General features: G+C 71.8%; 18 protein-coding genes and 1 pseudogene. 4 read left to right on the top strand and 15 right to left on the bottom strand.

All coding sequences use genetic code 11. The features are described 5' to 3' along the window. Positions 1 to 17: 17 nt before the first annotated feature. Positions 18 to 1,643, top strand: a complete 1,626-nt coding sequence (locus tag ELQ40_RS15060; protein WP_127794425.1) for a long-chain fatty acid--CoA ligase — start codon at positions 18 to 20, stop codon at positions 1,641 to 1,643. 363 nt (positions 1,644 to 2,006) lie between these two features. Here ELQ40_RS15060 and ELQ40_RS15065 read toward each other — a convergent pair whose 3' ends face one another. From ELQ40_RS15065 to ELQ40_RS15105, 10 genes and pseudogenes are all read right to left on the bottom strand, one after another. Next, positions 2,007 to 3,299, bottom strand: a complete 1,293-nt coding sequence (locus tag ELQ40_RS15065) for an ABC transporter substrate-binding protein (protein WP_127794426.1) — start codon at positions 3,297 to 3,299, stop codon at positions 2,007 to 2,009. Positions 3,300 to 3,561: 262 nt separating this feature from the next. Further along, a pseudogene (locus ELQ40_RS19195) lies at positions 3,562 to 4,581 on the bottom strand (hypothetical protein); the annotation flags it as partial. After that, the gene (locus ELQ40_RS15075; RefSeq protein ID WP_127794427.1) at positions 4,578 to 5,456 is read right to left on the bottom strand and encodes a branched-chain amino acid ABC transporter permease; all 879 of its coding nucleotides are present in this window, start codon (positions 5,454 to 5,456) and stop codon (positions 4,578 to 4,580) included. The gene ELQ40_RS15075 and the pseudogene ELQ40_RS19195, both read right to left, overlap by 4 nt. After that, on the bottom strand, positions 5,456 to 6,172 hold the full coding sequence (locus ELQ40_RS15080; RefSeq protein ID WP_240665815.1) for an ABC transporter ATP-binding protein: 717 nt from the start codon (positions 6,170 to 6,172) through the stop codon (positions 5,456 to 5,458). The genes ELQ40_RS15075 and ELQ40_RS15080 overlap by 1 nt, the downstream gene beginning before the upstream one ends. Then, complete coding sequence (locus tag ELQ40_RS15085) at positions 6,169 to 6,999, bottom strand: ABC transporter ATP-binding protein (RefSeq protein WP_127794428.1); 831 nt, start codon at positions 6,997 to 6,999, stop codon at positions 6,169 to 6,171. The genes ELQ40_RS15080 and ELQ40_RS15085 overlap by 4 nt, the downstream gene beginning before the upstream one ends. A 298-nt stretch (positions 7,000 to 7,297) precedes the next feature. Further along, a complete protein-coding gene (locus ELQ40_RS18835; protein ID WP_164863633.1) occupies positions 7,298 to 7,447 on the bottom strand; it encodes a hypothetical protein in 150 nt (49 codons plus the stop codon). A 207-nt stretch (positions 7,448 to 7,654) separates the two neighbouring features. After that, the gene (locus ELQ40_RS19200) at positions 7,655 to 8,410 is read right to left on the bottom strand and encodes a glucose 1-dehydrogenase (RefSeq protein WP_240665816.1); all 756 of its coding nucleotides are present in this window, start codon (positions 8,408 to 8,410) and stop codon (positions 7,655 to 7,657) included. Continuing rightward, on the bottom strand, positions 8,407 to 9,504 hold the full coding sequence (locus ELQ40_RS19205; RefSeq protein ID WP_127794430.1) for an NADPH:quinone oxidoreductase family protein: 1,098 nt from the start codon (positions 9,502 to 9,504) through the stop codon (positions 8,407 to 8,409). Before ELQ40_RS19205 ends, ELQ40_RS19200 begins: the two co-directional genes overlap by 4 nt. Beyond that, entirely contained in the window at positions 9,501 to 10,082 is a 582-nt protein-coding gene (locus ELQ40_RS15100; RefSeq protein ID WP_127794431.1) for a TetR/AcrR family transcriptional regulator, read from the bottom strand. Before ELQ40_RS15100 ends, ELQ40_RS19205 begins: the two co-directional genes overlap by 4 nt. Before the next feature lie 11 nt (positions 10,083 to 10,093). Then, entirely contained in the window at positions 10,094 to 10,864 is a 771-nt protein-coding gene (locus tag ELQ40_RS15105; RefSeq protein ID WP_127794432.1) for an SDR family oxidoreductase, read from the bottom strand. Positions 10,865 to 11,187: 323 nt separating this feature from the next. Here ELQ40_RS15105 and ELQ40_RS15110 point away from each other — a divergent pair, with 323 nt between their 5' ends. After that, positions 11,188 to 12,564 (top strand): nitrate/nitrite transporter, encoded by a 1,377-nt coding sequence (locus ELQ40_RS15110; protein ID WP_240666059.1) that lies wholly within the window; start codon positions 11,188 to 11,190, stop codon positions 12,562 to 12,564. A gap of 145 nt (positions 12,565 to 12,709) precedes the next feature. On the opposite strand, the gene ELQ40_RS15115 is transcribed toward ELQ40_RS15110, so the two are convergent. The 4 genes from ELQ40_RS15115 to ELQ40_RS15130 all read right to left on the bottom strand — a co-directional run bounded on the left by ELQ40_RS15115 (position 12,710) and on the right by ELQ40_RS15130 (position 17,023). Next, positions 12,710 to 13,723, bottom strand: coding sequence for a LacI family DNA-binding transcriptional regulator (locus ELQ40_RS15115; RefSeq protein ID WP_127794434.1), 1,014 nt, complete (start codon positions 13,721 to 13,723; stop codon positions 12,710 to 12,712). 23 nt (positions 13,724 to 13,746) lie between these two features. Beyond that, complete coding sequence (locus ELQ40_RS15120) at positions 13,747 to 14,574, bottom strand: carbohydrate ABC transporter permease (RefSeq protein WP_127795336.1); 828 nt, start codon at positions 14,572 to 14,574, stop codon at positions 13,747 to 13,749. Positions 14,575 to 14,673: 99 nt separating this feature from the next. Beyond that, positions 14,674 to 15,588 carry a carbohydrate ABC transporter permease gene (locus ELQ40_RS15125; protein WP_127794435.1) on the bottom strand — a complete coding sequence of 305 codons (915 nt, stop codon included), beginning with the start codon at positions 15,586 to 15,588 and terminating at the stop codon, positions 14,674 to 14,676. A 124-nt stretch (positions 15,589 to 15,712) separates the two neighbouring features. Continuing rightward, positions 15,713 to 17,023, bottom strand: coding sequence for an ABC transporter substrate-binding protein (locus tag ELQ40_RS15130; protein WP_127794436.1), 1,311 nt, complete (start codon positions 17,021 to 17,023; stop codon positions 15,713 to 15,715). A gap of 193 nt (positions 17,024 to 17,216) precedes the next feature. On the opposite strand from ELQ40_RS15130, the gene ELQ40_RS15135 reads away from it, so the two are divergent. Together ELQ40_RS15135 and ELQ40_RS15140 are read left to right on the top strand one after the other, a co-directional pair. After that, complete coding sequence (locus ELQ40_RS15135; RefSeq protein ID WP_127794437.1) at positions 17,217 to 19,679, top strand: beta-galactosidase; 2,463 nt, start codon at positions 17,217 to 17,219, stop codon at positions 19,677 to 19,679. A gap of 113 nt (positions 19,680 to 19,792) precedes the next feature. Next, a complete protein-coding gene (locus ELQ40_RS15140) occupies positions 19,793 to 21,997 on the top strand; it encodes a glycosyl hydrolase 53 family protein (RefSeq protein WP_240665817.1) in 2,205 nt (734 codons plus the stop codon). 133 nt (positions 21,998 to 22,130) lie between these two features. On the opposite strand, the gene ELQ40_RS15145 is transcribed toward ELQ40_RS15140, so the two are convergent. Continuing rightward, the gene (locus ELQ40_RS15145) at positions 22,131 to 23,609 is read right to left on the bottom strand and encodes a hypothetical protein (protein ID WP_127794438.1); all 1,479 of its coding nucleotides are present in this window, start codon (positions 23,607 to 23,609) and stop codon (positions 22,131 to 22,133) included. Between the last annotated feature and the right edge of the window lie 7 nt (positions 23,610 to 23,616).

Genomic DNA, 23,616 nt, shown 5'->3' on the forward strand with positions numbered 1-23,616 from the left:
AGCGGAAGGAACCTGCAATGACGCACTCCCCCGACCCGGCCGTCGACGGCGGCGGCTTCGGCACCCTCTCGATCGCGAGCATCCTCGAACGCACCGCGACGAGGATGCCCGACCGCCCGGCATTGCACTTCATGGGCACGACCACGTCGTACGGCGAGCTGTGGGCGCAGACCCGCGCCTATGCGGGCGCGCTGCGCGACCGCGGCATCGGCCGTGGCGACCGGGTCGCCCTCATCGTGCCGAACGTGCCCGACTTCGCCCGCGCCTACTACGCGGTGCTCTCGCTCGGCGCGATCGTCGTGCCCGTGCACCTGCTGTTCAAGGCCGAGGAGATCGAGTACGTGCTGCGCGACTCCGGCGCCGACCTCGTGATCGTCGCCGCACCGATGCTCGCCGAGGCGGCCCCGGCCGCGGCGGCGGCCGGCGTTCCGCTCGTGACGGTGTTGCTGCCGACCGGCGACGGGATGCCCGACCTGCCGAGGCTCGAGCTCGAGGCGGCGGCATCCGCGCCCATCGAGCGGCACGTCTCGGTGCAGCCGACGGATGCCGCGACCGTGCTGTACACGAGCGGCACGACCGGGTTCCCGAAGGGCGCCGTCGGCTCGCACCTCGCGATGGTCGAGCAGGTGCACTGCTCGCTCATCGACTCGTTCGACGTCGGCCCCGATGATGTCGTCTTCGGCGGGCTGCCGATGTTCCACGCGTTCGGGCAGATGGCCGTGCTGAACCTGGCGTTCCGCGTCGGGGCGTCGATCATCCTGCTGCCGAAGTTCGATCCCGACCAGGCGCTCGCGCTGCTGCTGCAGTACCGGGCGACCGCGTTCACGGCGGTGCCGACCATGTTCGTCGGCATGCTCGAGGCCGCCGCGCGCACCGCCGAGCGTCCGCCGCTGCGGTTCGCCGTGTCGGGCGGTGCCGCCCTGCCGGTCGCGGTGCTCGAGGCGTTCCGTGAGGCGTACGGCGCCGACGTGCACGAGGGCTACGGACTCACCGAGACCAGCCCGACCGTGTCGTCGAACGTGCTCGGCGAACCGATCCGACCGGGCACGGTCGGGCGTCCGCTGTGGGGCGTCGACGTCGCGATCGCCGACCCCGAGGTCGAAGGGCGGATCGAACTGCTCACGGCAGCCGACGGCACGGGCGAGGGCGCGGGTGACCGCGCCGCCGAACCACCGCTCGGCGAGGTCGTCGTACGCGGGCACAACCTCATGAAGGGGTACCTCGGGCGGCCCGAGGCATCCGATGAGGCGGTCGTCGACGGATGGTTCCGCACCGGCGACCTGGGAACCTTCGCCGGCGGCATCCTCACGATCGTCGACCGCAAGAAGGACATGATCGTGCGCAACGGCTACAACGTGTACCCGTCGGAGGTCGAGGCGGTGCTCGCCCGGCACCCCGGCGTCGCGATCTCGGCCGTGTTCGGCGTCGAGGACCCGGTGCACGGCCAGGAGGTGCACGCCGCGGTCGTCGCGCACGACGGGCACGAGCTCGAGGCATCCGACCTCGTCGCGTTCGCGAAGGAGCGGATCGCCGCGTACAAGTACCCGCGCGTCGTGCACGTCGTCGGCGAACTGCCGATCGGCGCCAGCGGCAAGGTGCTCAAGCGCGCGCTCGTCGAGCAGTACACGGGCGTCGTGAGCTGACCGTCCCGACCGTCCGAAGCCCGCGCACACCTCGAGGGCGCGGGCTTCGACGTGCGTGGGGGGTGCGCGGCCCGGTGTGGAGGGCGTGAGAACCGGCGTGCGTGGGGATGATTCCTGGTGCATGAGAATCCGGTGCATGAGTCGCCGGTCGGCGTCGTGTGCCGGATTCTCATGCGCAGGCCCTCTCCCCGGGACGACGTCACGATCGACGTGGGGCACATGGATGCCCCGGCGGACGGATGCCCCGAGCACATGCATACCCTGGGCACACGGACACCCAGGCACACGGACGCCCCGGGCACCCGGATGCCCCGGGCTCGCGCCCGGGGCATCCGATTCGGTGTGCGCCGCGACGGCGGGAGCCTACCCGGCCGGCACCCCCTCGTTCTCGAGGGCGACGGGCGTCGCGTCGACGGCCGTGACCGACCCGCCCTCGACCGAGTAGGTCGCGCCGTTGAAGTCCTGCACGCCCTGGTCGACGGTGGTGATGCCGACGCCGACGTAGGCGGCGTGGCTGTCGGCCGAGAAGGCGAGCGGCACGACGCCGTTGCCCTGCAGGTCGCCCGAGGTGATGGCGTCCACGATGCCCTGGCGGGTCGGGTCCTCGCCGGCGGCGGCGAGCGCCTCGGCGAAGAGGTATCCGACGCTCATGCCGTAGACCGTGTTGCCGGTGAACGGTGCGCCGCCGTTGTACTCGTCGTTGATCTGCGTGAACAGCTCGACCCACTCGCCGTCCGGGCTGAACGGCAGGTAGTTCGTCGACGTGAAGCCCTGGAGCAGCTTGGGGCCGACGTCGGCGCCGAGGTACTCGACGAGCGTCGGGTAGTCGGCGCCCGACGACGACGAGAACCACTGCGGGAACCATCCGAGTTTCGCGGCGGTGCCCAGCGCGAGGGCCGTGAAGCCGTTGATGGTGGCGAGCAGGTTGATCTCGCAGCCGGCGGTCTTGAGCGCGCCGATCTGCGCGAGGACGTCCTGGTTCGACACCGAGTACACCTGGAAGTCGGTCACGCCCTCCTCACCGACGACCTGCTCGACGCCCTCGAGGAACTCCGAGCCGAAGTCGTCGTCCTGGCCCAGCACGCAGAGCTTCTTGCCCGGGAACTCGTCCTGCGCGTACTGCGCGAGCGCGGCGCCCTCGACGACGTAGTCGGCGTTGAACCCGAACGTCCACGGGTACTCCTCGGGCTGGTTCCAGCTCGTCGAGCCGGACGCCACGAACAGGTCGGGCACCTCGTTCTGGTTGAGGTAGTCGAGCACGGAGGTGTGCGTCGGCGTGCCGAGGCCGTTGAGGATCGCGAAGACCTCGTCCTCCTGCACGAGTTCGCGCACGACGGTCTGCGTCGTCGCCGGGTTGTAGCCGTCGTCCTTCACGAGGTACTCGATCGTGCGGCCGTTGATGCCGCCCTGGTCGTTGACGTAGTCGAAGTACGCCTTCGTCGCCGCGGAGATCGACGCGTAGCCGGCCGCGGCCGGGCCGGTGAGCGGCGTGTGGGTGCCGATCGTCACGGTGTCGTCGGTGATGCCGGGAGCGGCCTCCGCCTCGGAGCCGGACTGGGCGGCGGGCGAGCTGCACGCCGCGAGGACGAGCGCCGCGACTGCTGCGGCGGCGACCGCGGGCGCGACGGTGCGCCGGCGGATGATGCGTTGGGACATGATCACCTCTCTGGTTGGGTTGGAACGGATTGCAGGTCGGGCAGGTCGGGGGCGGGCCGGTCGGGGCGGGCCGGTCGGGATCGGATGCCTCGGGCGGGTCGGATGCCTCGGGAACGTCGGATGCCGATGCGGCCGCCCTGCGCGCCCGGCGGCGACCGCGGGCGCGGCCCACCGCGCCCGCGATGCCGCCCGGCCACACGGCCATCACGACGATGAGCAGCGCCCCGAAGACGAGCACGGGGAGGTTGCCGCTGAGGCGCTGCTCGAGGTCGGCGGGCAGGTCGAACGCGGAGGTCGCGGTGCCGATGATCCACGGCAGCAGCACGACGATCACGGCGCCGAGGAGCGCGCCGCCGAGGCTGCCGAGTCCGCCGACGACGACGGCCACGACCAGCAGCAGCGAGTACGCGAGTGTGTACGCGCCGGGGTTCACCGACTGCGTCGTGAAGCACAGGAGGGCCCCGCCGGCGCCGGCCGCGAGCGAGCTGACGGCGAACGCCTGCACCTTCACGCGCCGGGTCGGCACGCCCGCGAGCCGGGCCGCGGTCTCGTCGCCGTGCACCGCGCGCATCCGCAGGCCCAGCCGGCCGCGCCGCAGCAGGGCGAGCCAGGTCGTGATGACCGCGGTGACGAGGATCGCCACCCAGGCCTGCCACTGCTCGACGACGATGAGCAGCTCGAGGAACTCGGGCACGCCGTCGTACGGGATCTGCACGCCCTGGTCGCCGCGGAACACCGAGGAGAACACGCTCGTGAACGCGGGGAGGGCGATCACGAGCGCGAGTGTGACGCCCGCGAGGTACGGTCCGCGCAGGCGCGCCCCCGCGAGGCCGAGCAGCAGCCCCAGCGCGCCCGATGCCGCGATCGCGCCGACGAAGCCGAGCAGGAATCGCGGGAGCCCGTCGATGCCTGCCTCGGTCGCGGCGTTCGCGGTGAGCGCGTAGCCGTAGCCGCCCGCGGCCATGAGGGCCGCGTGCCCGAGCGAGAGCTGGCCGCTCAGGCCGATCAGCAGCGTCAGCCCGCCGGTCGCGCAGAACGTCGCCGCGACCAGCGCGAGCTGGTAGTTGCGGTACGGGTCGAGCAGGAACGTGCCGCCGATCGCGAGCAGGGTCAGCAACAGGGCGATGAGCAGGAGGCGGCCGCGGCGGGGTGCCGGAGCGGCGGACGCGGCGTCATGGCGGGCGGGCGCGGCGGCAGCGGTAGCGCGGGCGGCAACGGCGGCGGCGCCTTCGGACGCCGTAGACGCGGCGGACGCCGGACGCGGGTTCGTCTGCGTGCTCATGCCGTGCGCGCCTCTCGCACCTGGAAGATGCCGCCAGGCCGCACGAGCAGCACCGCGACCAGCAGCACGAGCACGGCGATCGGCGCGATCGTCGAGCCGAGGTATCCGGTCACGAGGCTCATCAGCACGCCGACGCCGAGTCCGCCGATCAGGGCGCCGGGCGCGGAGTCGAGCCCGCCGACGACGGCGACCGTGAACGCGTAGACGAACAGCAGGTCGGTCGAGTGCGGCGTGAGGCCGAGCTCGGTGGGCACGAGCAGCATCGCGGCGAGGGCGGCCACCGCCGACGCGAGCACCCAGCCGAGCGTGAGCATGCGCGGCACGCGAACGCCCAGCAGCCGCGACACCTCGGGGGCGAGCGCCGACGCGCGCAACTGGAGGCCGAGCGTCGTCTTCGTGAACAGCAGCGCGAGGCCGCCCATGACGACGAGCGCGACGCCGAGCACGAACAGGTCGTACGGCGAGAGCACCGGCACGCCGCCGATGACGATCGGCGTCTGGTCGAACGGAGCCCGCATCGGCAGGTGGTTCTGACCGAACAGGATGCCGAGCAGCGACTGCAGCACCATCACGAGTCCGATCGCGATGATCACGCCCGCGAGCGGCGAGCCGGTCGGCGCGAATCGCATGACGCCGCGTTCGACGCCGACGCCGATGAGTCCGCCGGCGATGATCGCCGAGGCGAAGCCGATCCAGTACGAGCCGGTCAGACCGGTGACGGCGAACGCGACGTAGCTGGCGACGACCGCCATCGCGCCCTGCGCGAAGTTCACGATGCGTGCGGCGCGCCAGATGATCACGAGCGACAGGGCGAACAGGGCGAAGATCGCGCCGCGCGCGAGCCCGGTGGCGAGGAGGAAGAGGAGTCGGTCCATCAGAATCCCAGGTAGGCGTGGCGAAGGGCGGGGTCGGCGGCGAGGTCGGATGCCGGTGCATCGGCGACGATCTCGCCGAGCCCGAGCACGATGCCGCGGTCGGCGATCGAGAGGGCGCTGGTCACGTTCTGCTCGGCGAGCAGCACGGTGAGTCCCGTGCGGTCGGCGGTGTCGCGCAGCACGCCCATGAGCTGGGCGACGACGAGCGGCGCGAGGCCGAGCGACGGCTCGTCGAGCAGCAGCACGCGCGGCTCGGCGACGAGGGCGCGGGCGAGTGCGAGCATCTGGCGCTCGCCGCCCGAGAGCTGGTGCCCGAGGCTGCGCCGGCGACGGTCGAGCGGTTCGAACAGCTCGTACATCGCGGCGACGGCGCGTTCACGGGCCGCGCCGCGGTACCGCCAGAGGGCACCGAGGCGCAGGTTCTCGTCGACCGTGAGCTCGGCGACGACGCTGCGGCCCTCGGGCACCTGCGCGAGCCCTGAGCGGGCTCGGTCCTCGACGGCGACGCCGCCGAGGTCGCGTCCGGCGAGTCGGATGCTCCCCGCGCGAGGTGCGAGGAGTCCCGCGACCGTGCGCATGAGGGTCGTCTTGCCCGCGCCGTTCGCGCCGAGCAACGCGACGACGGCGCCCTCGTCGATCGAGAGGCTCATGCCGTCGAGCACGGGTGCGCCGACGTAGCCGACGGTGACGCGGTCGAGTTCGAGGATGCCACTCACGATGCGGCCCTCGCCTCGTGTCCCGAGCGGCTCGCCTGGTTCGCCTCGCTCGCCTGGCTCGCCTGCACCCCGAGGTAGGCGGCCTCGACGGCGGGGTCGGCCTGCACCTCGGCGGGCGCGCCGCGCGCGATGACGCGGCCGAAGTCGAGCACGACGATGCGGTCGGCCAGGCCCATCACGAAGTCGACGTGGTGCTCGACCAGGAGCACGGAGCATCCGCCCGCGGCGACGCGACGCACCACCCCGGCGAGTGCGTCGATGTCGTCGGATCCGAGGCCGCCCGCCGGCTCGTCGAGGAGCAGCAGCGACGGCTCGGTGACCAGGGCCCGGGCGAGTGCGACGCGCTTGCGAACCGGATAGGGCAGCTCGTCGACGTGCCGCGTGGCGACATCGGCGAGGTCGAGCTCGGCGAGCGTCGCGAGCGCGCGATGCACGGCCTCGCCCGAGGGCACGCGGCCGAGCGGCACGAGCAGGTGCTCGAGCACGGTGAGCCCCTCGAAGAGGCCGAGGCCCTGCAGCGTCCGGGAGACGCCCGCCCGGGTCAGGCCGACCGCCGATCGCGGGGCGGGAGCCCCGTCGAGGCGGATGCTGCCCGCGCGGCGGCGCACGAGCGAGCAGATCGCGTTGAACGCCGTGGTCTTGCCCGCGCCGTTCGGCCCGATGAGCGCCACGGTCTCGCCGTGGGCCACGTCGAACGAGACGTCGTCGAGCGCGGTCAGGCCGCCGAACGCGACGGTCAGGCCGGAGACCTCGAGGCGCGGCGGGGCGCCGAGGACGCTCGGCGGGGCAGCCGTCTGGTCGGCGTGGTGGGGGATCGGATCGGGCATCGGCACCTCTTCGTGTCGGAGTGCTGCTCACTGTACCCGAGAAACCGACCAGACGGTATGTTGGCGTTGCAACATTTCGGGCACGCCCTTCGATCGCGCGTTCGCGGAGGCGAAGGACCCGCGCGAGCGGGGAGACACGAGCGGAGGAGAACTCCGCGACGGGAGGCCTCCTTCCGCGCGAACGCACCTCCGCTCGTGCGAACCACCTCCCCTCCGCCGCGCCCCGCCGATGCATCCGCACCCGGGCACGACGAAGGGCCGGGCACCCCATCGGTGCCCGGCCCTTCGCGGATGGACCCTACGAGCCCTCGGCCTCGCGAGCCTCGCGGTCGGCCTTGATGGCTTCGAGGTACTCCCGGGTCTCCGGGTCGCCCTCGGCCTCGGTGTCCACCGGGAATCCGTGCTCCTGCACCAGGGGCTCCTCCAGCGGGTCGACGAAATCGGTCATGTCGGCCTCCTCTCACTCACGACGGGATGCTCCGACGCTAACCCGCGCCCGCGACATCCGCCACCGGCATCCGGCACCGGCACGCCTCCCGTCGAATTCTTCGCGTGCGGGTTCCTCACAGGCGTGCGTCAAGCACCTCGCACGGATGGACGAAACCCGCACGCGTCGACGAAAGTCGCACGTGACGACGAGGCAGGCACGCCGCCGTCAGCGATGCGCGATCGCCGTCACCATGCCGCCGTCGACGACGAACTCGGCGCCCGACGTGAACGCCGAGGCATCCGACGCGAGGAAGACGATGGTGCCCGCGACATCCGCCGGATCTCCCGGTCGGCCGAGCGGGATGTCGAGCCGATCCGGGTCGATCCGCGTCGTCATCTCCGTGCGGATGAACCCCGGATGCACCGAGTTCACGCGGATGCCGCTCGGTCCGAGCTCGACCGCGAGCCCCTTGGTGAGCCCGCGCACCCCGAACTTCGACGCGGTGTACCCGTGCAGGTGCGGGCTGCCGCGCAGGCCCTCGACCGACGAGACGTTGATGATCGAGCCGCGGCCGGCGGCCTTCATGGCCGGCACCACCGCGCGGCAGCCGAGGAACGTGCCCGTGAGGTTCACGCCGATCACGGCGTCCCACTTCGCGAGCGTGAAGTGCTCGATCGGCGCCGAGTTCGCGATGCCCGCGTTGTTGACGAGCACGTCGACCGCGCCGAACGCCTCGAGCGTTCCGGCCACGACCGCCGCCCACCCGTCCTCGTCGGTCACGTCGAGGTGCTCGAACCGCGCCCTATCGCCGAGCTCCGCGGCGAGCGCGGAACCCGGCTCGTCGAGCACGTCGGCGACGACGACGGATGCCCCGGCCGCGTGCAGCGCCCGCACGTAGGCCTCGCCGATGCCGCGGGCGCCGCCCGTCACGATCGCGACGCGGCCGTCGAGGCTGAAGTCGGGCAGGCCCGTGCCCGTCACGACGCGACCCGCACGACGATGCGCCCCGTGGTGGCGCCGCCCGCGAGTCGCTGCACGGCCGCGGGCGCGTCGGCGAACGGCACGACGTCGACGACTGGCGCGATCGCACCCTCGGCGGCGAGCCGCACGAGCTCGGCATGCGCCTCGTCGACGAGGTCGGGCCGCTGCTGCTGGTAGAGCGCCCAGTGCAGGCCGAGCACCGAGTAGTTCTTGATGAGCGCGTGGTTCGCCGCGACCTGCTGGATCTCGCCGCCCGCGAACCCGACGACGACGATGCGGCCCTCGAGCGCGATGCACTTCGTCGAGGCCGTGTAGGCGTCGCCGCCGACCGGGTCGAACACGACGTCGACGCCGTGGCCGCCGGTCGCCTCCTTCACGGATGCCACGAGGTCGTCTCGTCCGCGGACGAGCACCACCTCGGCACCGGCCTGTCGGGCGACCTCGGCCTTCGCCTCGCTGCCGACCACGCCGATGACGCGGGCGCCGGCGGCCACGCCGAGTTGCACCGCCGCGACGCCGACACCGCCGGCCGCGGCATGCACGAGCAGCCATTCGCCGGCTTGCAGGGCAGCCCGCCGATGCAGGCCGAACCAGGCGGTCTGGTACGCGATGGTGAGCGCGGCCGCGGCCTCGTCGTCCAGGGCGTCCGGCGCGAGCCGCACGGCCTCGGCCGGCAGCACGGCGTACTCCGAGAGCACGCCGATCTCCGACCCGACAACGCGGTCGCCGACGGCGAGGGCGCGCGCCGAGGCATCCGCGCCGGGGTCCGAAGCGGCATGCGCACCCGCGTACGCCGAGGCATCCGTGCCGCCCGAGGCATCCGTCGCGCTCGCGGGCGACGCGCCCACCGCGACGACCTCGCCGCTCAGCTCGATGCCCGGCACGAAGGGCGGCTCGGGCCGCACCTGGTACTGGCCGCGCGCGAGCAACACGTCGGGGAAGTTGATCGCGACCGCGCTCGTGCGCACGAGCACCTGGCCCGGCCCAGGGGCCGGAACCGGCACGTCGTGGAGTTCGAGCACCTCCTCGGGCTCTCCGGTGCGCGTCACGCGCCACGCGCGCATGGTCTCGGGAACGACGGGGGGTGTGGTCATCCGGTGCTCCTGATGCTGGTGAGGAAGAGGTCGGTGATCTGGCTGGCGACGAGCGACTTCGACTCGGGGCCCTCGGGTGAGTACCAGTGCGAGAGGTAGTGCACGTCGCTGAAGAAGTGGGCGATGAGCACCGGGTGCGGGATGTCGGTGCGGAACAGCCCCTGGTCCTGGCCGCGTTCGATCAGGGCCGCGAAGGTGTCGTGGTAGTCGCGACGTCGGCGCGTGACCTCCTGCTGGCGAGGCGCGGTCAGCATGTGCATGCTGCGGAAGAACACGGTGCCCTCGGGCAGGAAGTCGATCGACGTCTCGATGACGTCGACGCACACCGTGCGCAGCACCTCGTCGACTTCGCCGCCGTGCGAGATGATCTCGTCGAGCCGCGACTTCTGCAGCGTCAGCATGCGGTCGTAGATCGCGAAGAGCAGGTCGTCCTTCGACTCGAAGTAGTGGTACATCGCGCCCTTGGTGACCCCGGCGGCCTCCACGATCTGCTGGACACTGGTGTTGGCATAGCCCTGGCTGGCGAACAGGTCGACCGCTGCACGCGTGACCTCGTCGGCGACGTTGACGTCCTTCATGCATCCATCCTTCACCCGGCAGGGCGCATCAGCGCGCCACCGTCGATCGGCATCGTCTGACCGGTGATCCACGCGGCGTCGTCGGAGAGCAGGAACGCGACGGGCCCGGCGACGTCGTCGGGCTCGCCGAGGCGGGCGAGCGGGTACTCGGCAGCGACCTCGGCCTCACGGCCCTCGTACAGGGCGGTCGCGAACGCGGTCTTGATGACGGCGGGCGCGACCGCGTTGACCCGGATGCCGGGCGCCAGCTCGTGCGCGAGCTGCATGGTCAGGTTCACGACCGCGGCCTTCGAGATGCCGTAGAACGCGATGCCGGGGCTGGCGGCGAGCGCCGAGATCGACGACAGGTTCACGACCGAGGTGGTCAAGCCGGCGCCGACGGCGTCACGCGTCCACTCGAGCGTCGCGAAGACGTTGACCTCGAGGATCTTGCGGGCCGCCGCGAGGTCGACGTCGCGGAGCGGACCGTACACGGGGTTGATGCCGGCGTTGTTCACGAGGTGGTCGAGGCGGCCGTGCGTCTCGGCGATGTGGGCGAAGACCGCGGCGCGGTGCTCCGGGTCGTCGGCCTTGCCCGCGACACCGCTCGCGCGGGCCGGGTCTGCTCCGGTCCCGTCTGCTCCGAGCTCGCGCAGCCCGGCGACGGCCGCGTCGAGCGAGTCCTGCTTGCGTCCGGTGAGGACGACGGATGCCCCCTCCGCCACGAGCCGCCGCGCCACGGCGAACCCGATGCCGCGGCTGCCGCCGGTGATCAGGGCGACGCTGCCCTCGAATCGCTGCACGTGACTCCTCCGTCGGTTCGCGCGGGGCCGGCGCCGTGCCGGCTCGTTCGCTGCGACGACCGTAGCATACCGTCTGGTCGGTTTGTCATGGGGGGGGGTCTGGACGCATCACGACTTCGCGTGCGAGTTCCTCCCTCGCGTGCGAGATGGATGTCGCACCGATGGACAGAAGTCGCACGCGCAGGCCGAAGTCGCACGCATGGGCCGAAGTCGCACGCGCAGGCCGAAGTCGCACGCGCGGGATGGACCGGCGGCAGAACCTGCGGGCGTACGCTGGAACGACCGTGACTTCGACGCCCTTCGCCCCAGTCCGCCCGTGGCGGATGTGGCTGGTGTGGACCATCGGCGTCGTCGGCTACGCGCTCTCGGTCACGAACCGCACGTCGCTGTCGTCGGTCGGCGTCGACGCCGCGGTCCGGTTCGACGCGGATGCCTCGGCGCTGTCGCTGTTCGCCGTCATCCAGCTCGCCGTGTACGGCGGCATGCAGATCCCCGTCGGCCTCATGCTCGACCGGTTCGGTGCGCGGCCGATCATCACCGCGGGCATGCTGCTCATGGCCGCGGGCCAGTTCGTCATGGCCTTCGCCGACGACCTCGCGGTCGGCATCCTCGCGCGCGTGCTCATCGGCGCCGGGGACGCCGCGGTGTTCCCGAGCGTGCTGCGCCTCATCGCGACCTGGTTCCCCGAACGCCGCGCCCCGTTCCTCGTGCAGATGACCGGCATCCTCGGCCAGACGGGGCAGATCGTGTCGATCATCCCGCTCGCGGCGCTCCTGCACGCCACCAGCTGGAGCGTCGCGTTCGGCAGCCTCGCGGGCCTCGGGCTCCTCTTCGCGGCGCTGGTCTTCGCGATGATCCGCAACCATCCCCCCGGCCGGACGCAGGACGTCTCGGTCGATACCGAGACCGGCGCGATCCGCGTCGTCACGAGCGCGGCCGACCTGCGTGAGGGGTTCGTGGAGTCGTGGGGCCACCCCGCGACCCGGCTCGCGTTCTGGTCGCACTTCACGACCCCGTTCGCGGGCACCGCGTTCGTCATGCTGTGGGGATTCCCGTTCCTCACCGCGGGCGAGGGGCTCACGCCGCCCGTCGCCTCCCTCGTCGTCACCGCGTTCGTCGTCTTCGGCATGGTCGCGGGTCCGGTGATCGGCGCGCTCTCGAGCCGGCATCCGATGCGGCGCTCGATGATGCTCGTCCTGCCGACGGTCGCGTTCCAGGCGCTCGCGTGGCTCGTGGTGATCGTGTGGCCGGGTCCGGCGCCGATCTGGCTGCTGTTCGTGCTCGCGTTCGCGCTCAGCACCGGCGGCCCGGCGTCGATGATCGCGTTCGACCACGCGCGCACGTACAACCCGAGTCACCGGCTCAGCACCGCGACGGGCATCGTCAACGGCGGCGGATTCATCGCGGGCCTGCTCGCGATCCTGTTCATCGGCCTCGCGATGGACGCCCAGGGCGCCGGCTCACCTGACACGTACTCGCTCGAGGCGTTCCGCATCGCGTTCCTCACCCAGTTCCCGCTGTGGGGCCTCGGCGCCGCGTTCATCATCTACGAGCGGCACCGCACCCGCGTGCACCTCGGCATGACGCAGCCGCGAGCGAAGCGACGCGACCGCGACACCGGGCCCGACCGCGACACCGGGCCCGACGCCGACGCCTCGCCGGACGCCGACGCCGCGCCGGACGCAGACCCCGACGCATGAGATTCCGGCGCATGAGATTCCGGGGCACGGATGCCCCGACGCCGGCATGGGTGGGAATCTCATGCACGAGGCATCCCCTGACCGGACGAACACCGTGGCCGGACCGGCACCGGCACCTTGCTCGGCGCGTGGACTCCAGAAGCCCCTAGGCCGACTCGCGCACCACGAGCTCGGTCGGCATCGTCATGCGCGCCGCCGGCTGCCCGTCGATGACGTCGAGCAGCAGCCGCACCATCTCGCGCGCGATGCGGTCGAAGGGCTGGCGCATCGTGGTGAGCTCGGGTTCGACGCGCTGCGCGATGGGCGCGTCGTCGAAGCCGGCGACCGCGACGTCATCGGGCACGCGGAGCCCCGCCTCGCGGAGCACGTCGAGGGCTCCGGCGGCCATGGCGTCGTTGGCGGCGAACACGGCGTCGAACGGCACGCCCCGCGCGATCAGTTCGCGCATGCCGCGTTCGCCGCTCGTGCGGGAGTAGTCGCCCTCGACCACGAGCCGATCGTCGAACGCGTCGCCGAGCTCGACCCGGTACGCCTCGAGGCGCTGCGTGCCGCCCGAGGTGTCGGAGGGGCCGGTGATCGTCGCGATGGCCTGCCGGCCGGAATCGCGCAGGTAGGCGACGAGATCTCGGGCGCCCTCGTAGTCGTCGGCCGCGACGTAGCCGACCTTGCGCTCGTAGCCGAGGGGCACGCCGCACGCGACGATCGGCACCTCGGCCGCGACGAGGTCGGCGAGGAATCCCTCGCGACCTCGGTGCGACGACACCAGCAGCGCGCCGTCGACGTGCCCGCCCATGATGAACTCGGTCGCGCGGCGCTGCTCGTCGTCGGAGCCGGCCATCAGCAGTACGAGCGGCAGGTCGCGCTCGGCGAGGGCGGCCGCGGCGCTGCGCATGAGCACCGAGAAGTTCGGGTCCTCGAACAGACGGTCGTGCGACTCCGTGAGCAGGAACGCGATCGAGTTCGCCCGCGCGGTCGCGAGGTTCCGCGCGTGCGGGTTGATGCGGTAGCCGGTCTTCTTGATCGCGGCCTCGACGGCCGTGCGAGCGTCGGGGCTGACCCAGTGCCCGCCGTTGAGCACGCGCGACACGGTGCCGCGGGAGACGCCCGACTCGCGCGCGACGTCCTCGATCGTCGGCCGCTTCCTCGCCTGGTCTCCCACCCTCGAAAGTGTAGGGCGACGGCTCACGCCTTGACCGCCCCCGCCGCGAGGTCGACGCGCCAGTACCGCTGCAGCACGAGGAAGAGCACGACGAGCGGCACGATCGACACGAGGGCGCCGGTGATCACGAGCGTGTACATGGCGGGCACGGTGGCGCCCTGGTTCAGCAGGCCCGAGAGTCCGACGGTGATCGGGAACAGCCGGTCGTCGCCGAGCATGATGTACGGCAGCATGAAGTTGTTCCACACGGCGACGAACTGGAACAGGAAGATCGTCACGAGCCCGGGCGCCATCATCGGCAGCGCGATGCGGTGGAAGATCGTGAGCTCGCCGGCGCCCTCGGTCCGCGCGGACTCGACGACCTCGGTGGGCACGGCCGCGGCCGAGTAGATGCGCGCGAGGTAGATGCCGTACGGGCTGATGATCTGCGGGAGCAGCACCGACCAATAGGTGTTCGTCAGGCCGAACTGGGCGAGCATCAGGTACTGCGGGATCGCCAGGATGACGCCGGGCACGAGCACGCCCATCAGCAGGATCTTGAAGACGACGTCCTTGCCGGGGAACACGTACTTCGCGAGGGCGAATCCCGAGAGTGCCGAGATGTACGTCGAGACGATCGAGCCGACGCCGGCGTACAGCGCCGTGTTCAGCATCCATCGCCAGTACAGCCCGTCGCGGTACGAGCTCAACTCGACGAGGTTGTCCCACAGGTGGGTCGACGGCGCGAACGTGAACGTCGAGAACAGCTCGGAGGCATCCTTCGTCGATGCGATCACGACCCACGCGACCGGCATCAGGCAGTAGAGGGCTCCGAGCAGCAGCACGGCGGTCGGAGCGACCGACACGGGCATCCGATGCCGGGTGACGGGCCGGCGGATGCGGCGCGAACCGGATGCCCCGGGCGCGACGATCGCGGTCGTGGAGGTGGTCTCGAGGGTGGTCGACACGGGTCAGTCCTCCTGGCCGAAGGCGCGGCGCTGCACGACGCGAAGGAAGAAGAAGGAGATCGCGAACGTCGCGATCGCGATGATGATCGACGTCGCCGACGCCGAGTAGATGTCGTCGCGCGTGAACGCGTCGCGGTAGACCAGCATGAGCGGCGACCAGCTCGTCGAGAGGCTGTTGGTCAGCGGCCGCAGGGTCGTCGGTTCGGCGAAGACCTGCAGCGTGGCGATCATCGAGAACAGGGCGGTCATCACGAGCGCGGGCGCGATGATCGGGATCTTGATGCGCCAGGCGATCTGCCACTCGGATGCCCCGTCGATGGTGGCCGCCTCGTAGATCTCCTGGGGCACGGCCTTCAGCGACGTGTACATCACGATCATGTTGAAGCCGACGCCGCCCCAGAGGCCGATGTTGGCGATGGCGAACACGACGAGGCCGGGCGACAACAGCGAGGGGACGTCCCAGCCGAGCTGGTCGAACACCCAGTAGAACGGGCTGACCGCCGGCAGGTAGAGGAACCCCCAGAGCAGCGACGAAATCACCGCGGGCACGGCGTAGGGCAGGAAGATCGAGGTGCGCGAGAACGTCTTGGTTCCGGTACGGCGGGCGTCGAGCAGGAGCGCGAACAGGAGCGCGAGGCCGAGCATGGTCGGCACCAGGATGAGGCCGTACACGAGGACCCGGCCGACGCTCGCGGCGAACTCGGGGTCGGTGAGGGTCGCGACGTAGTTCTCGAGGCCGGCGAACTGCAGCGACTTGCCGCCCGTGCCGAGGCCGAGGCCCTTGACGACCTCCTTCTGGAAGGAGAGGACGAGGGTGTAGACGATCGGCGCGGCCATGAACAGCACGAACAGCACGATGCCGGGTGCGAGCATCGCGTAGGGCACGAGGGCGGCACGCCGCCTGGTCGAGGCGCTCATGCGATTCCTTCCTGTGGGGGCGGGTGGTCGAGGAGCGGTGCCAACGGCGGTCGAGTAGCGAAGCGTATCGAGACCCTGTTGCGCGGTCTCGATACGCTCCGTCGTCGCTACTCGACCACCGGAGTCACTCGGCGACGGTGAACCCGCTCGACTCGAGGTCGTCGACGGTGATCTGCTGCATCGCGGTGACCGCGGCGAGGAAGGCGTCGACCGTCTTCGCCTCTGCGGCCTTCGCGAACTCGTCGTTGTACGCGCTGAACGCGACGTTCACGTTCGGGCCGTAGGTGAAGGGCGCCACGACGGCGGCGGCTTCGGCGGCGACGTCGTAGAAGTCGGGCTGGTTGCTGAAGAACTCCGGCGCCTCGGTGAGCACGGCGGCTGCGGCGGCGGTCGCGGCGGGGTAGATGCCGGCCTCGTCGACGAGCGCCTGCACGGCCTCCGGGTGGGTGTTCAGCCAGGTCGCGAATTCGACGGCGGCCTCGGCGTGCTTCGACTGGGTCGTGACCGCGGTCGACGAACCGCCCCAGTTGCCGTTCGAGGCGTCGCCGTCCCACGTGGGCAGCGGGGCCGCCTTCCAGAGACCGGCGGTGTCGGCGGCGTTGCCGCTGAGCACGCCCGGGCCCCAGACGGCGCCGAGCCAGCCGGCCTGCGTGCCGTCGTTGAGCGCGGCATTCCACTCGGGGGTGTACATCGGCTTGTTGTCGATGACGCCCTCCTGCACGAGACCGCCCCAGTACTCGGCGACCTGCTGGGTGGGTGCCTCGTCGATGCCGACGCCCCAGGCCTCGCCGTCGATCGACCACCACTCGGCATTCGCCTGCTGCGAGAGACCGGCGAACCAGCCGGCGTCGTTGGCCGAGAAGGTGCCGAGGTACTTGGTCGGGTCGGCGGCGTGCAGCGCGCGGGCCGTCTCGGCGTACTCGTCCCACGTGGTGGGCACGGTGAGGCCGAGCTGGGTGAAGAGGTCGTCGCGGTAGAAGAACATCATGGGGCCGGTGTCCTGCGGGATCGCGTAGACCGCGTCGCCGCCGAGGGTGACGGAGTCCCAGACGCCGGCGGGGAACTCACCTGCGACGTCCGAGCCGCCGGCACCGGAGATATCGGCGATGGCGTCGGATGCGACGAGCGTCGGGATCTTCTGATACTCGGCCTGGATCAGGTCGGGGGCTCCGGAGCCCGCCTTGATGGCGGTGAGCAGCTTGGTGATGGCGGGGTCGCCGCCGTCCTGCTTGTTGACGGTGACCTGGATCTCGGGGTGCTCGGCGTTCCAGACGTCGGCGACCTTGTCCATGTTGGGCGCCCAGGTCCAGTAGGTCAGCTCGATGGGGTCGTCGGCCGACCCCTCCGAACCGCCCTCGCCGGCGGAGCAGCCGGTCATGATCAGTGCGGCTGCGGCGACGGCGGCCACGGCGCCGATGCGGAATGAAGCACGCATTCGTCCTCCTTGTCGAAAGCTGTGATTGCGGATGCCCGTGGGCCCGCATGACCGAGGAGGACCACGCTGTGCCTGTGAGCGATCCCAGTAATACACAGCCCAGCTCGACTGTCAACTCCGGGAAACCGGAACGACACAGGAACGATCGGCTGTGCTAGAACTGTGAGCGCACACAGATTCAAGGGAGAACGCCATGCCCTCGCAGCCCGCGACCGAGCAGCAACCTGCGACCGAGCAGCACCCTGCGACCGCGCAGCACCTGCTCGCCGTGACCCACGAGCCGTGGGCCGAGCCGCTCACGCGCCCCGCGATGGGCGACCAGGTCGACCGGCACGCGCGGATCGCGATCACCAACCGCTACGTCGAGCTCGCGGGCCGGCCCGCGATCCCCGTCTCGGGCGAGCTGCACTACAGCCGCGTCCCCCGGGCCGAGTGGAGCGAGCGGCTGCGGCTCATGCGCTCGGGCGGCGTGAGCGTCGTAGCCGCCTACGTGATCTGGCTGCACCACGAACCCGTGCAGGGTGCGCCGAGCTTCGAGGGCGACCTCGACGTCGCCGCATTCGTGCGCGAGGCCGCGGCCGCCGGACTCGACGTCGTGCTCCGCATCGGACCCTGGGTGCACGGCGAGACCCGCAACGGCGGGTTCCCCGACTGGGTGCAGCAGGCACAGGTCGCGCACCGCACCGACGACCCCGGGTACCTCGCCCTCGTCGACGCGTGGTTCGCCGCGATCGGCGCACAGGTCGCCGATCTCTGCCGACCCGACGGCAACGTCATCGCGATCCAGCTCGACAACGAGCTCTACGACCAGCCCGACCACCTCGTGACCCTGAAGGGCATGGCCCGCCGGCACGGCCTGGTCGCCCCGATCTACACCGCCACGGCGTGGGGCGGCGCCGACCTCCCGGTCGGCGAGGTGCTCCCCCTCTACGGCGGCTACGGCGACGGCTTCTGGGTCGACGCCGACCACGCCTGGGACACGACCTTCCGCGAGCACTTCTTCTTCTCGCACACCTGGGACGACCCGGGCATCGGCGCCGACCTGCGCGAGCACCCCGGCATCGGCCGGCGCCCCGAGACGCCGCGGCTGCCGTCGGCGTCGTTCCCCGCGGCGACCTGCGAACTCGGCGGCGGCATGGCGATGGCCTACCACCGGCGCCCGCTGCTGCAGGGCGCCGATGTGGCGGCCGTCGCCCACAACAAGATCGGCAACGGCTCGGGCTGGCAGGGCTACTACATGTACGCCGGCGGCTCGAACCGCGCGCCCGGCCTGCAGGAATCGCACGCGACCGGCTACCCCAACGACCTGCCCGAGTACGACTACGACTTCCACGCGCCGATCGGCGCGGCGGGCCGACTCTCGGCGAGCCACGCGGCCCTGCGCCGCCAGCACGCGTTCCTCGCCGCGTTCGGCGACCGCCTCGCGCCGATGCCGTCGACGCTCCCCCACCGGCATCCCGCGGACGTCGAGGACACGACGACCCTGCGCTGGGCGATCCGCAGCGACGGGGCATCCGGATGGCTGTTCATCACGTGGCAGCAGCCCCACGTGCCGCTCGGCACGGTCGCGGGAGCGCAGTTCGCGGTGACGATCGGCGACAGCACCACGGTGCTGCCGCACGCTCCGGTCGACGTGCCGGCCGGCACGATCGCGCACTGGCCGCTCGGCCTCGAGGTCGGCGGCGTCACGCTCGACTGGGCGACCGCCTCACCGCTGACCCTGCTCGACGGCGCTGTGCCGACCCTGGTGCTCGTCGCCGAGGCGGGGATCCCGGTGGAGCTCGCGACCTCGGCGACGATCGATACGGCGTTCACGGTGGCCGACCCCGCGGCGGAGGAGGATTCCGGGAGCACGGATGCCTCGGGCGACACGGGCATCCCCGCCTCCGACGGCGCGTTCCTCTCGATCCCCGACGCAGGGAACGTCATCGTCGACGCCGAGGAGGCCCGGCTCGTGCGCCTCGCCGACGGGGCGGCTCGCCTCGACGTGCTCGTGCTGCCCGCGGCATCCGCCGACCGGATCTGGGTCCTGGAGTCGACTGGGCGCCGACGGCTCGTGCGCGCCGACGGCGCCGTGTTCGAGGACGCCTCGGGCCGCATCGCGGTGCGCGCCGAGGGCGTTCCCGATGTCGTCGAGTACCTGCCGGGCGAAACGCGCCTCGCACGCGTGCCGATGGCATCCGGGACCGGCGCAGCCGGCGGCGCGACCCTCGTCGACGTCGGGCGACCGACGCCCTCGGTCGAGCCGGTCCCGGCCGGATACGGCTCGTTCCACGGTCGGGCGTCCGCGCCGAGCCGCGAGGAGCTCGAACGCCACGCGACCGCATGGTCGTTCACGCTCCCCGCGCCGACGGGCGCGCGGCGCTACCTCGAGGTCGACTGGGCCGGCGACGTCGCCCGGCTCGAGGTCGACGGCGAGGTCGTGGCCGACCGCTTCTGGGACGGCACGACCTGGACCATCGGGCTCGACGTGCTCGGGGTGACCGAATCGTCGAGCCTCACGCTGCGGGTGCTCCCCATGCATCCGGATGCCGCGGTGCACCTGCCCGAGGGCGCGGGCGCGCGCCGGGCGCTCGCGGACGGCCCGCTCGTCGCGCTCGACGGCGTGACCCTCGTCGAGGCTCCGCTCTGGACGGAGGCCGCGCCCCGGCCCTGACGGACGCCGACCTGCACCACCGCCCGGCCGAAGGACCGGCATCCACCCACCGCAGCGCCGCGGTGGCCCGCCCCGGCGGACCTCCTCGTCGTTGCCGAACGAGAGGAACCACCGTGCACCGACCACTCACCCAAAGACGGCGGGCGAGGCTCGCGAGCGTATCGCTGGGCGCCGCCGTCGCGCTCTGCGCGTCGCTGTTCACCGCCACGTCCGCGTCCGCGGCATCCGACGCATCCGCCGCCGGCGACCACCCCGTCGACGCCGGCATCTTCGTGCCGAAGGTCGAGGGTCTCGCCGACGACTTCGCGATGGGCGTCGACGTGTCGACCGTACTGTCGCTCGAGGAGAGCGGCGTCGTCTTCCGCGACGCGGCAGGGCAGCCCGCCGACCTGTTCGCCGTGCTCGCCGACTCCGGCGTGAACTCCGTGCGCGTACGCGTCTGGAACGACCCGTACGACGCGTCGGGCCGCGGCTACGGCGGCGGCACCGTCGACGTCGACCGCGCGGTCGAGATCGGGCAGCGGGCGACCGCAGCCGGGCTCGACGTGCTCGTCGACTTCCACTACTCCGACTTCTGGGCGGACCCCGCCAGGCAGCTCGTTCCGAAGGCGTGGGCCGGGCTCACCGACGCCGAGACCGTGACCGCGCTGCACGACTTCACCGCCGCCTCGCTCCAGGAGTTCGAGGACGCCGGCGTCGACGTACGCATGGTGCAGATCGGCAACGAGACGAACAACGCCATCGCCGGCCACACGCGACCTGGCCGCGAGATCGATGAGCAGTTCGCCGCCCTCGTCGCGGCGGGCAGCAGCGCGACCCGCGAGGTGCTGCCCGACGCGCTCGTGGCCGTGCACTTCACGAACCCCGAGACACCCGGCCGGTACGCGACGTACGCGGCGGGCCTCGAGGCGTTCGGCGTCGACTACGACGTGTTCGCGAGCTCGTACTACCCGTACTGGCACGGCAGCGTCGAGAACCTCACGTCGGTGCTCACCGACGTCTCCACGACCTACGGCAAGCAGGTGGTCGTCGCCGAGACGAGCTGGGCGCACACCCTGGACGACACCGACGGCTACCCCAACGTGATCGGCGAGGCCGGCATCACCGACCAGTACCCGGTGAGCGTGCAGGGCCAGGCGTCGGAGCTGCGCGACGTGATCGCGGCCGTCGCGGCGGTCGGCGACGCGGGTGTCGGCGTCTACTACTGGGAGCCCGCGTGGCTGCCGGTGGGTCCGGCTTCGGACGTCGAGGCGAACCGCCTGCTGTGGGAACAGCACGGCTCGGGCTGGGCGTCGAGCGCGGCGAGCGAGTACGACCCGGTGCATGTCGGCGAGTACTACGGCGGCTCGGCATGGGACAACCAGGCCCTGTTCGCGGCGGACGGCACCGCGCTGGAGTCGCTGCGGACGTTCTCGTACGTGCGCACGGGCGCTGTGGCTCCCCTCGAGATCGTGGCGGTCGACGAGCCAGCCCTGACCGTGGTCGACGGGGATCCCGTCGCCCTGCCGCCGACGATCGCCGTGACGTGGAACGACGGCACGGTCGAGCATCCGACGGTCTCGTGGAGCCGTGCGGTCGACTGGATCAGGGGGCCCGGCGAGTACGCCATCCCGGGTACGACCTCGACGGGCCTCGACGTCACCGCGACGGTGCGGGTCGAGGCCGCGAACTTCGTGGTGAACGGCGGGTTCGAGCTGGAGGACACGAGCGCGTGGACCTTCACCGGACCGGCTGCCCGCGCCCAGACTGCCGACGGGTCGGCGGGCGACTACGCGGTGACGTTCTGGGACGGCTGGGACTACCAGGCGTCAGCCACCCAGCGCATCGAGGGCGTGCCGGCCGGAACCTACGTGCTGTCGGCGACGACGCAGGGCACGAACAGCCCCGCGGCCGACTCGCGCGTGCTGTCGGCGACGACGTCGGCGGGCTCGTGGAGCGCACCGATGGCGTTCAGCGTGTGGAACGCGTTCGACACGGCCGAGGTGCCGGGCATCGTCGTCGGCGCCGACGGCGTGGTCGAGATCGCGGCGACGTTCGACCTGTCAGCCGGCGCCTGGGGCGTGCTCGACGAGGTGCGCCTCGTCGATGCCGCCGCCGTCGGCGGCACCCAGGTGGACACCCGCATCCTCGACCTCGCGCTGCAGGGCGCCTCGAAGATCGACCGCGCGCGCTTCACCGAGGCATCCGCCGCCCGTCTCGACGAGGCCGTCGCGATCGGCGAGGTCGTCGTCGCAGGGTCGACGGCCACGAAGCGCGACGTGATCGCCGGGACCGCGATCATCGCGATGGCGGTGCTGCAGCTCAAGCGCGCGAAGTAGCGCCCGGAGGGTCGACCGGACACGACGACGGGGCCGGGTGCGTGCGCACCCGGCCCCGTCTCATTCAGCCCGACTCGGGTTCGGGCCGTCTCGGTGACCGCGGCGGGATCGCCACGGTCGAGGTCGTCACTGCTCAGGCCGCGGCGGCCTCGCAGGGCGCGGTCGACGGGTAGAGCAGCCATACGGCCTTGCCGTCGACGACGAAGCCGTCGCCGGGCAGCTCGGCCGGCAGCACGTGGCCGTCGGTCGGCGTGAAGACGACGCGGTGGCGCACGGTGCCCTCGTGGCCCGGGGCATCCGTCACCCGGCTGGCGACCTTCCAGGTGCCGCCGACCGATTCGCCGTAGACGACGGTGTCGGCGTCGACGCCGCACTGGTCGATCACGGTCGGAGCCGCGACCTGCGCAACGGGCGCCGGGTCGTCGCACGGCTCGGCGGCGACGACGTCGATGCCGAGCGCGACCTTGAACACGTGGCCGTCCTTGACGAAGGTCGTCCAACCGGCGGGCACCGAGGTGAACGCGTCGGCGGCCTCGTTCTTCACGGTCGCGATCACGTCGTAGTGGCCGGGCGCGAGGCTCGACGGGTCGGTGATCGCGGCACCGTCGGACTTGCGCTTGACGAGCAGCTTCACGCCGTCGGGGTTCGCGATCTGCAGGCTCGCCGGGGTGATGGTGCCGAGACCGTAGCCCGCCGGGGGCGTGCACACCTCGGGCATGAAGACGACGGCGGGCACCGCCTTGCCGCAGCGCGCGTCGTCCTGCGTCCTGGTCCACTGCACGCGGCCGGCGTCGAAGACGTAGCCGTCGTTCGCCGTGGCGACGATGCCGACCTTGCCGTTGAGCGTCGAGTGGTCGGTGACGCGGTAGGTGGCGCCGACGACCTCGGGCACGACCCAGTGCCCGTTGTTCGCGACTCCGCACTCGTCGACCCACGTCGGGGCGACCGGCGTGATGCACGCGGTCGACAGTCCCTCGATCGTGCGGGTGAGACCGGCCGAGCCGTCGGCGTCGTTCCACGCAGTGACCTCGACCGACCACGCGTGGCGCACGCCGCGGTCGCCGAGCGGAACGTCGGCTGCGAAGCCGGTGCCGAACGCCTCGTTCGAGACCTCGGTGCCGTCGACCGTGACGGTGACCGTGTTGGGGACCGCGTCGGCCGCCACGAAGTCGGGGTTGTCGACGAGCATCGTGGGCTCCCCCACGGCCGGCTTCGCAGGGACCGCTGCGACGTCGACGTGCTTCGCCGTCTTGCCGGTCGCGAACCAGAGGCGCCAGTCGTAGATCACGGTCGCGCCGCTGTCCTTGTGCGCCCACCGCTTCTCGACGCGCAGCGGGAACAGCTTGACGATCGTCTGGTACTCGACGTCGACGTGGCTTACCTCGGCGACCGCGGGCACGGCCGGCACGTAGGCCGGGTTGGCGACCTCGAGCTGGGGCTCGCCGACGACGGGCCGCTCGGCGTAGCCGGCGAGGTCGACGGAAAGCACCTCGCAGGTGGCGGATGCCGCGGACGCGGCGGTCTCCGCGGCGGCGGGGGCGACCGCGGCGAGCGCGACGAGTCCTCCGGCGAGCATCGCCGTGGCGGCGGCGCTCGCGATGAGCTTCTTCACGTGAATC

The sequence above is a fragment of the Agromyces sp. LHK192 genome (assembly GCF_004006235.1).
In the GTDB taxonomy this organism is placed as follows: domain Bacteria; phylum Actinomycetota; class Actinomycetes; order Actinomycetales; family Microbacteriaceae; genus Agromyces.

What these genes read in the sequence shown, in the direction of transcription:
- ELQ40_RS15075 (WP_127794427.1), bottom strand. Translation starts at nt 5,456, where the DNA reads ATGGACCGACTCCTCTTCCTCCTCGCCACCGGGCTCGCGCGCGGCGCG.
- ELQ40_RS15120 (WP_127795336.1), bottom strand. Translation starts at nt 14,574, where the DNA reads ATGCCCGTGTCGGTCGCTCCGACCGCCGTGCTGCTGCTCGGAGCCCTC.
- ELQ40_RS18835 (WP_164863633.1), bottom strand. Translation starts at nt 7,447, where the DNA reads ATGACCGATTTCGTCGACCCGCTGGAGGAGCCCCTGGTGCAGGAGCAC.
- ELQ40_RS15065 (WP_127794426.1), bottom strand. Translation starts at nt 3,299, where the DNA reads ATGTCCCAACGCATCATCCGCCGGCGCACCGTCGCGCCCGCGGTCGCC.
- ELQ40_RS15085 (WP_127794428.1), bottom strand. Translation starts at nt 6,999, where the DNA reads ATGCCCGATCCGATCCCCCACCACGCCGACCAGACGGCTGCCCCGCCG.
- ELQ40_RS15110 (WP_240666059.1), top strand. Translation starts at nt 11,188, where the DNA reads ATGTGGCTGGTGTGGACCATCGGCGTCGTCGGCTACGCGCTCTCGGTC.
- ELQ40_RS15060 (WP_127794425.1), top strand. Translation starts at nt 18, where the DNA reads ATGACGCACTCCCCCGACCCGGCCGTCGACGGCGGCGGCTTCGGCACC.
- ELQ40_RS15135 (WP_127794437.1), top strand. Translation starts at nt 17,217, where the DNA reads ATGCCCTCGCAGCCCGCGACCGAGCAGCAACCTGCGACCGAGCAGCAC.
- ELQ40_RS19205 (WP_127794430.1), bottom strand. Translation starts at nt 9,504, where the DNA reads ATGACCACACCCCCCGTCGTTCCCGAGACCATGCGCGCGTGGCGCGTG.
- ELQ40_RS15100 (WP_127794431.1), bottom strand. Translation starts at nt 10,082, where the DNA reads ATGAAGGACGTCAACGTCGCCGACGAGGTCACGCGTGCAGCGGTCGAC.
- ELQ40_RS15125 (WP_127794435.1), bottom strand. Translation starts at nt 15,588, where the DNA reads ATGAGCGCCTCGACCAGGCGGCGTGCCGCCCTCGTGCCCTACGCGATG.
- ELQ40_RS15130 (WP_127794436.1), bottom strand. Translation starts at nt 17,023, where the DNA reads ATGCGTGCTTCATTCCGCATCGGCGCCGTGGCCGCCGTCGCCGCAGCC.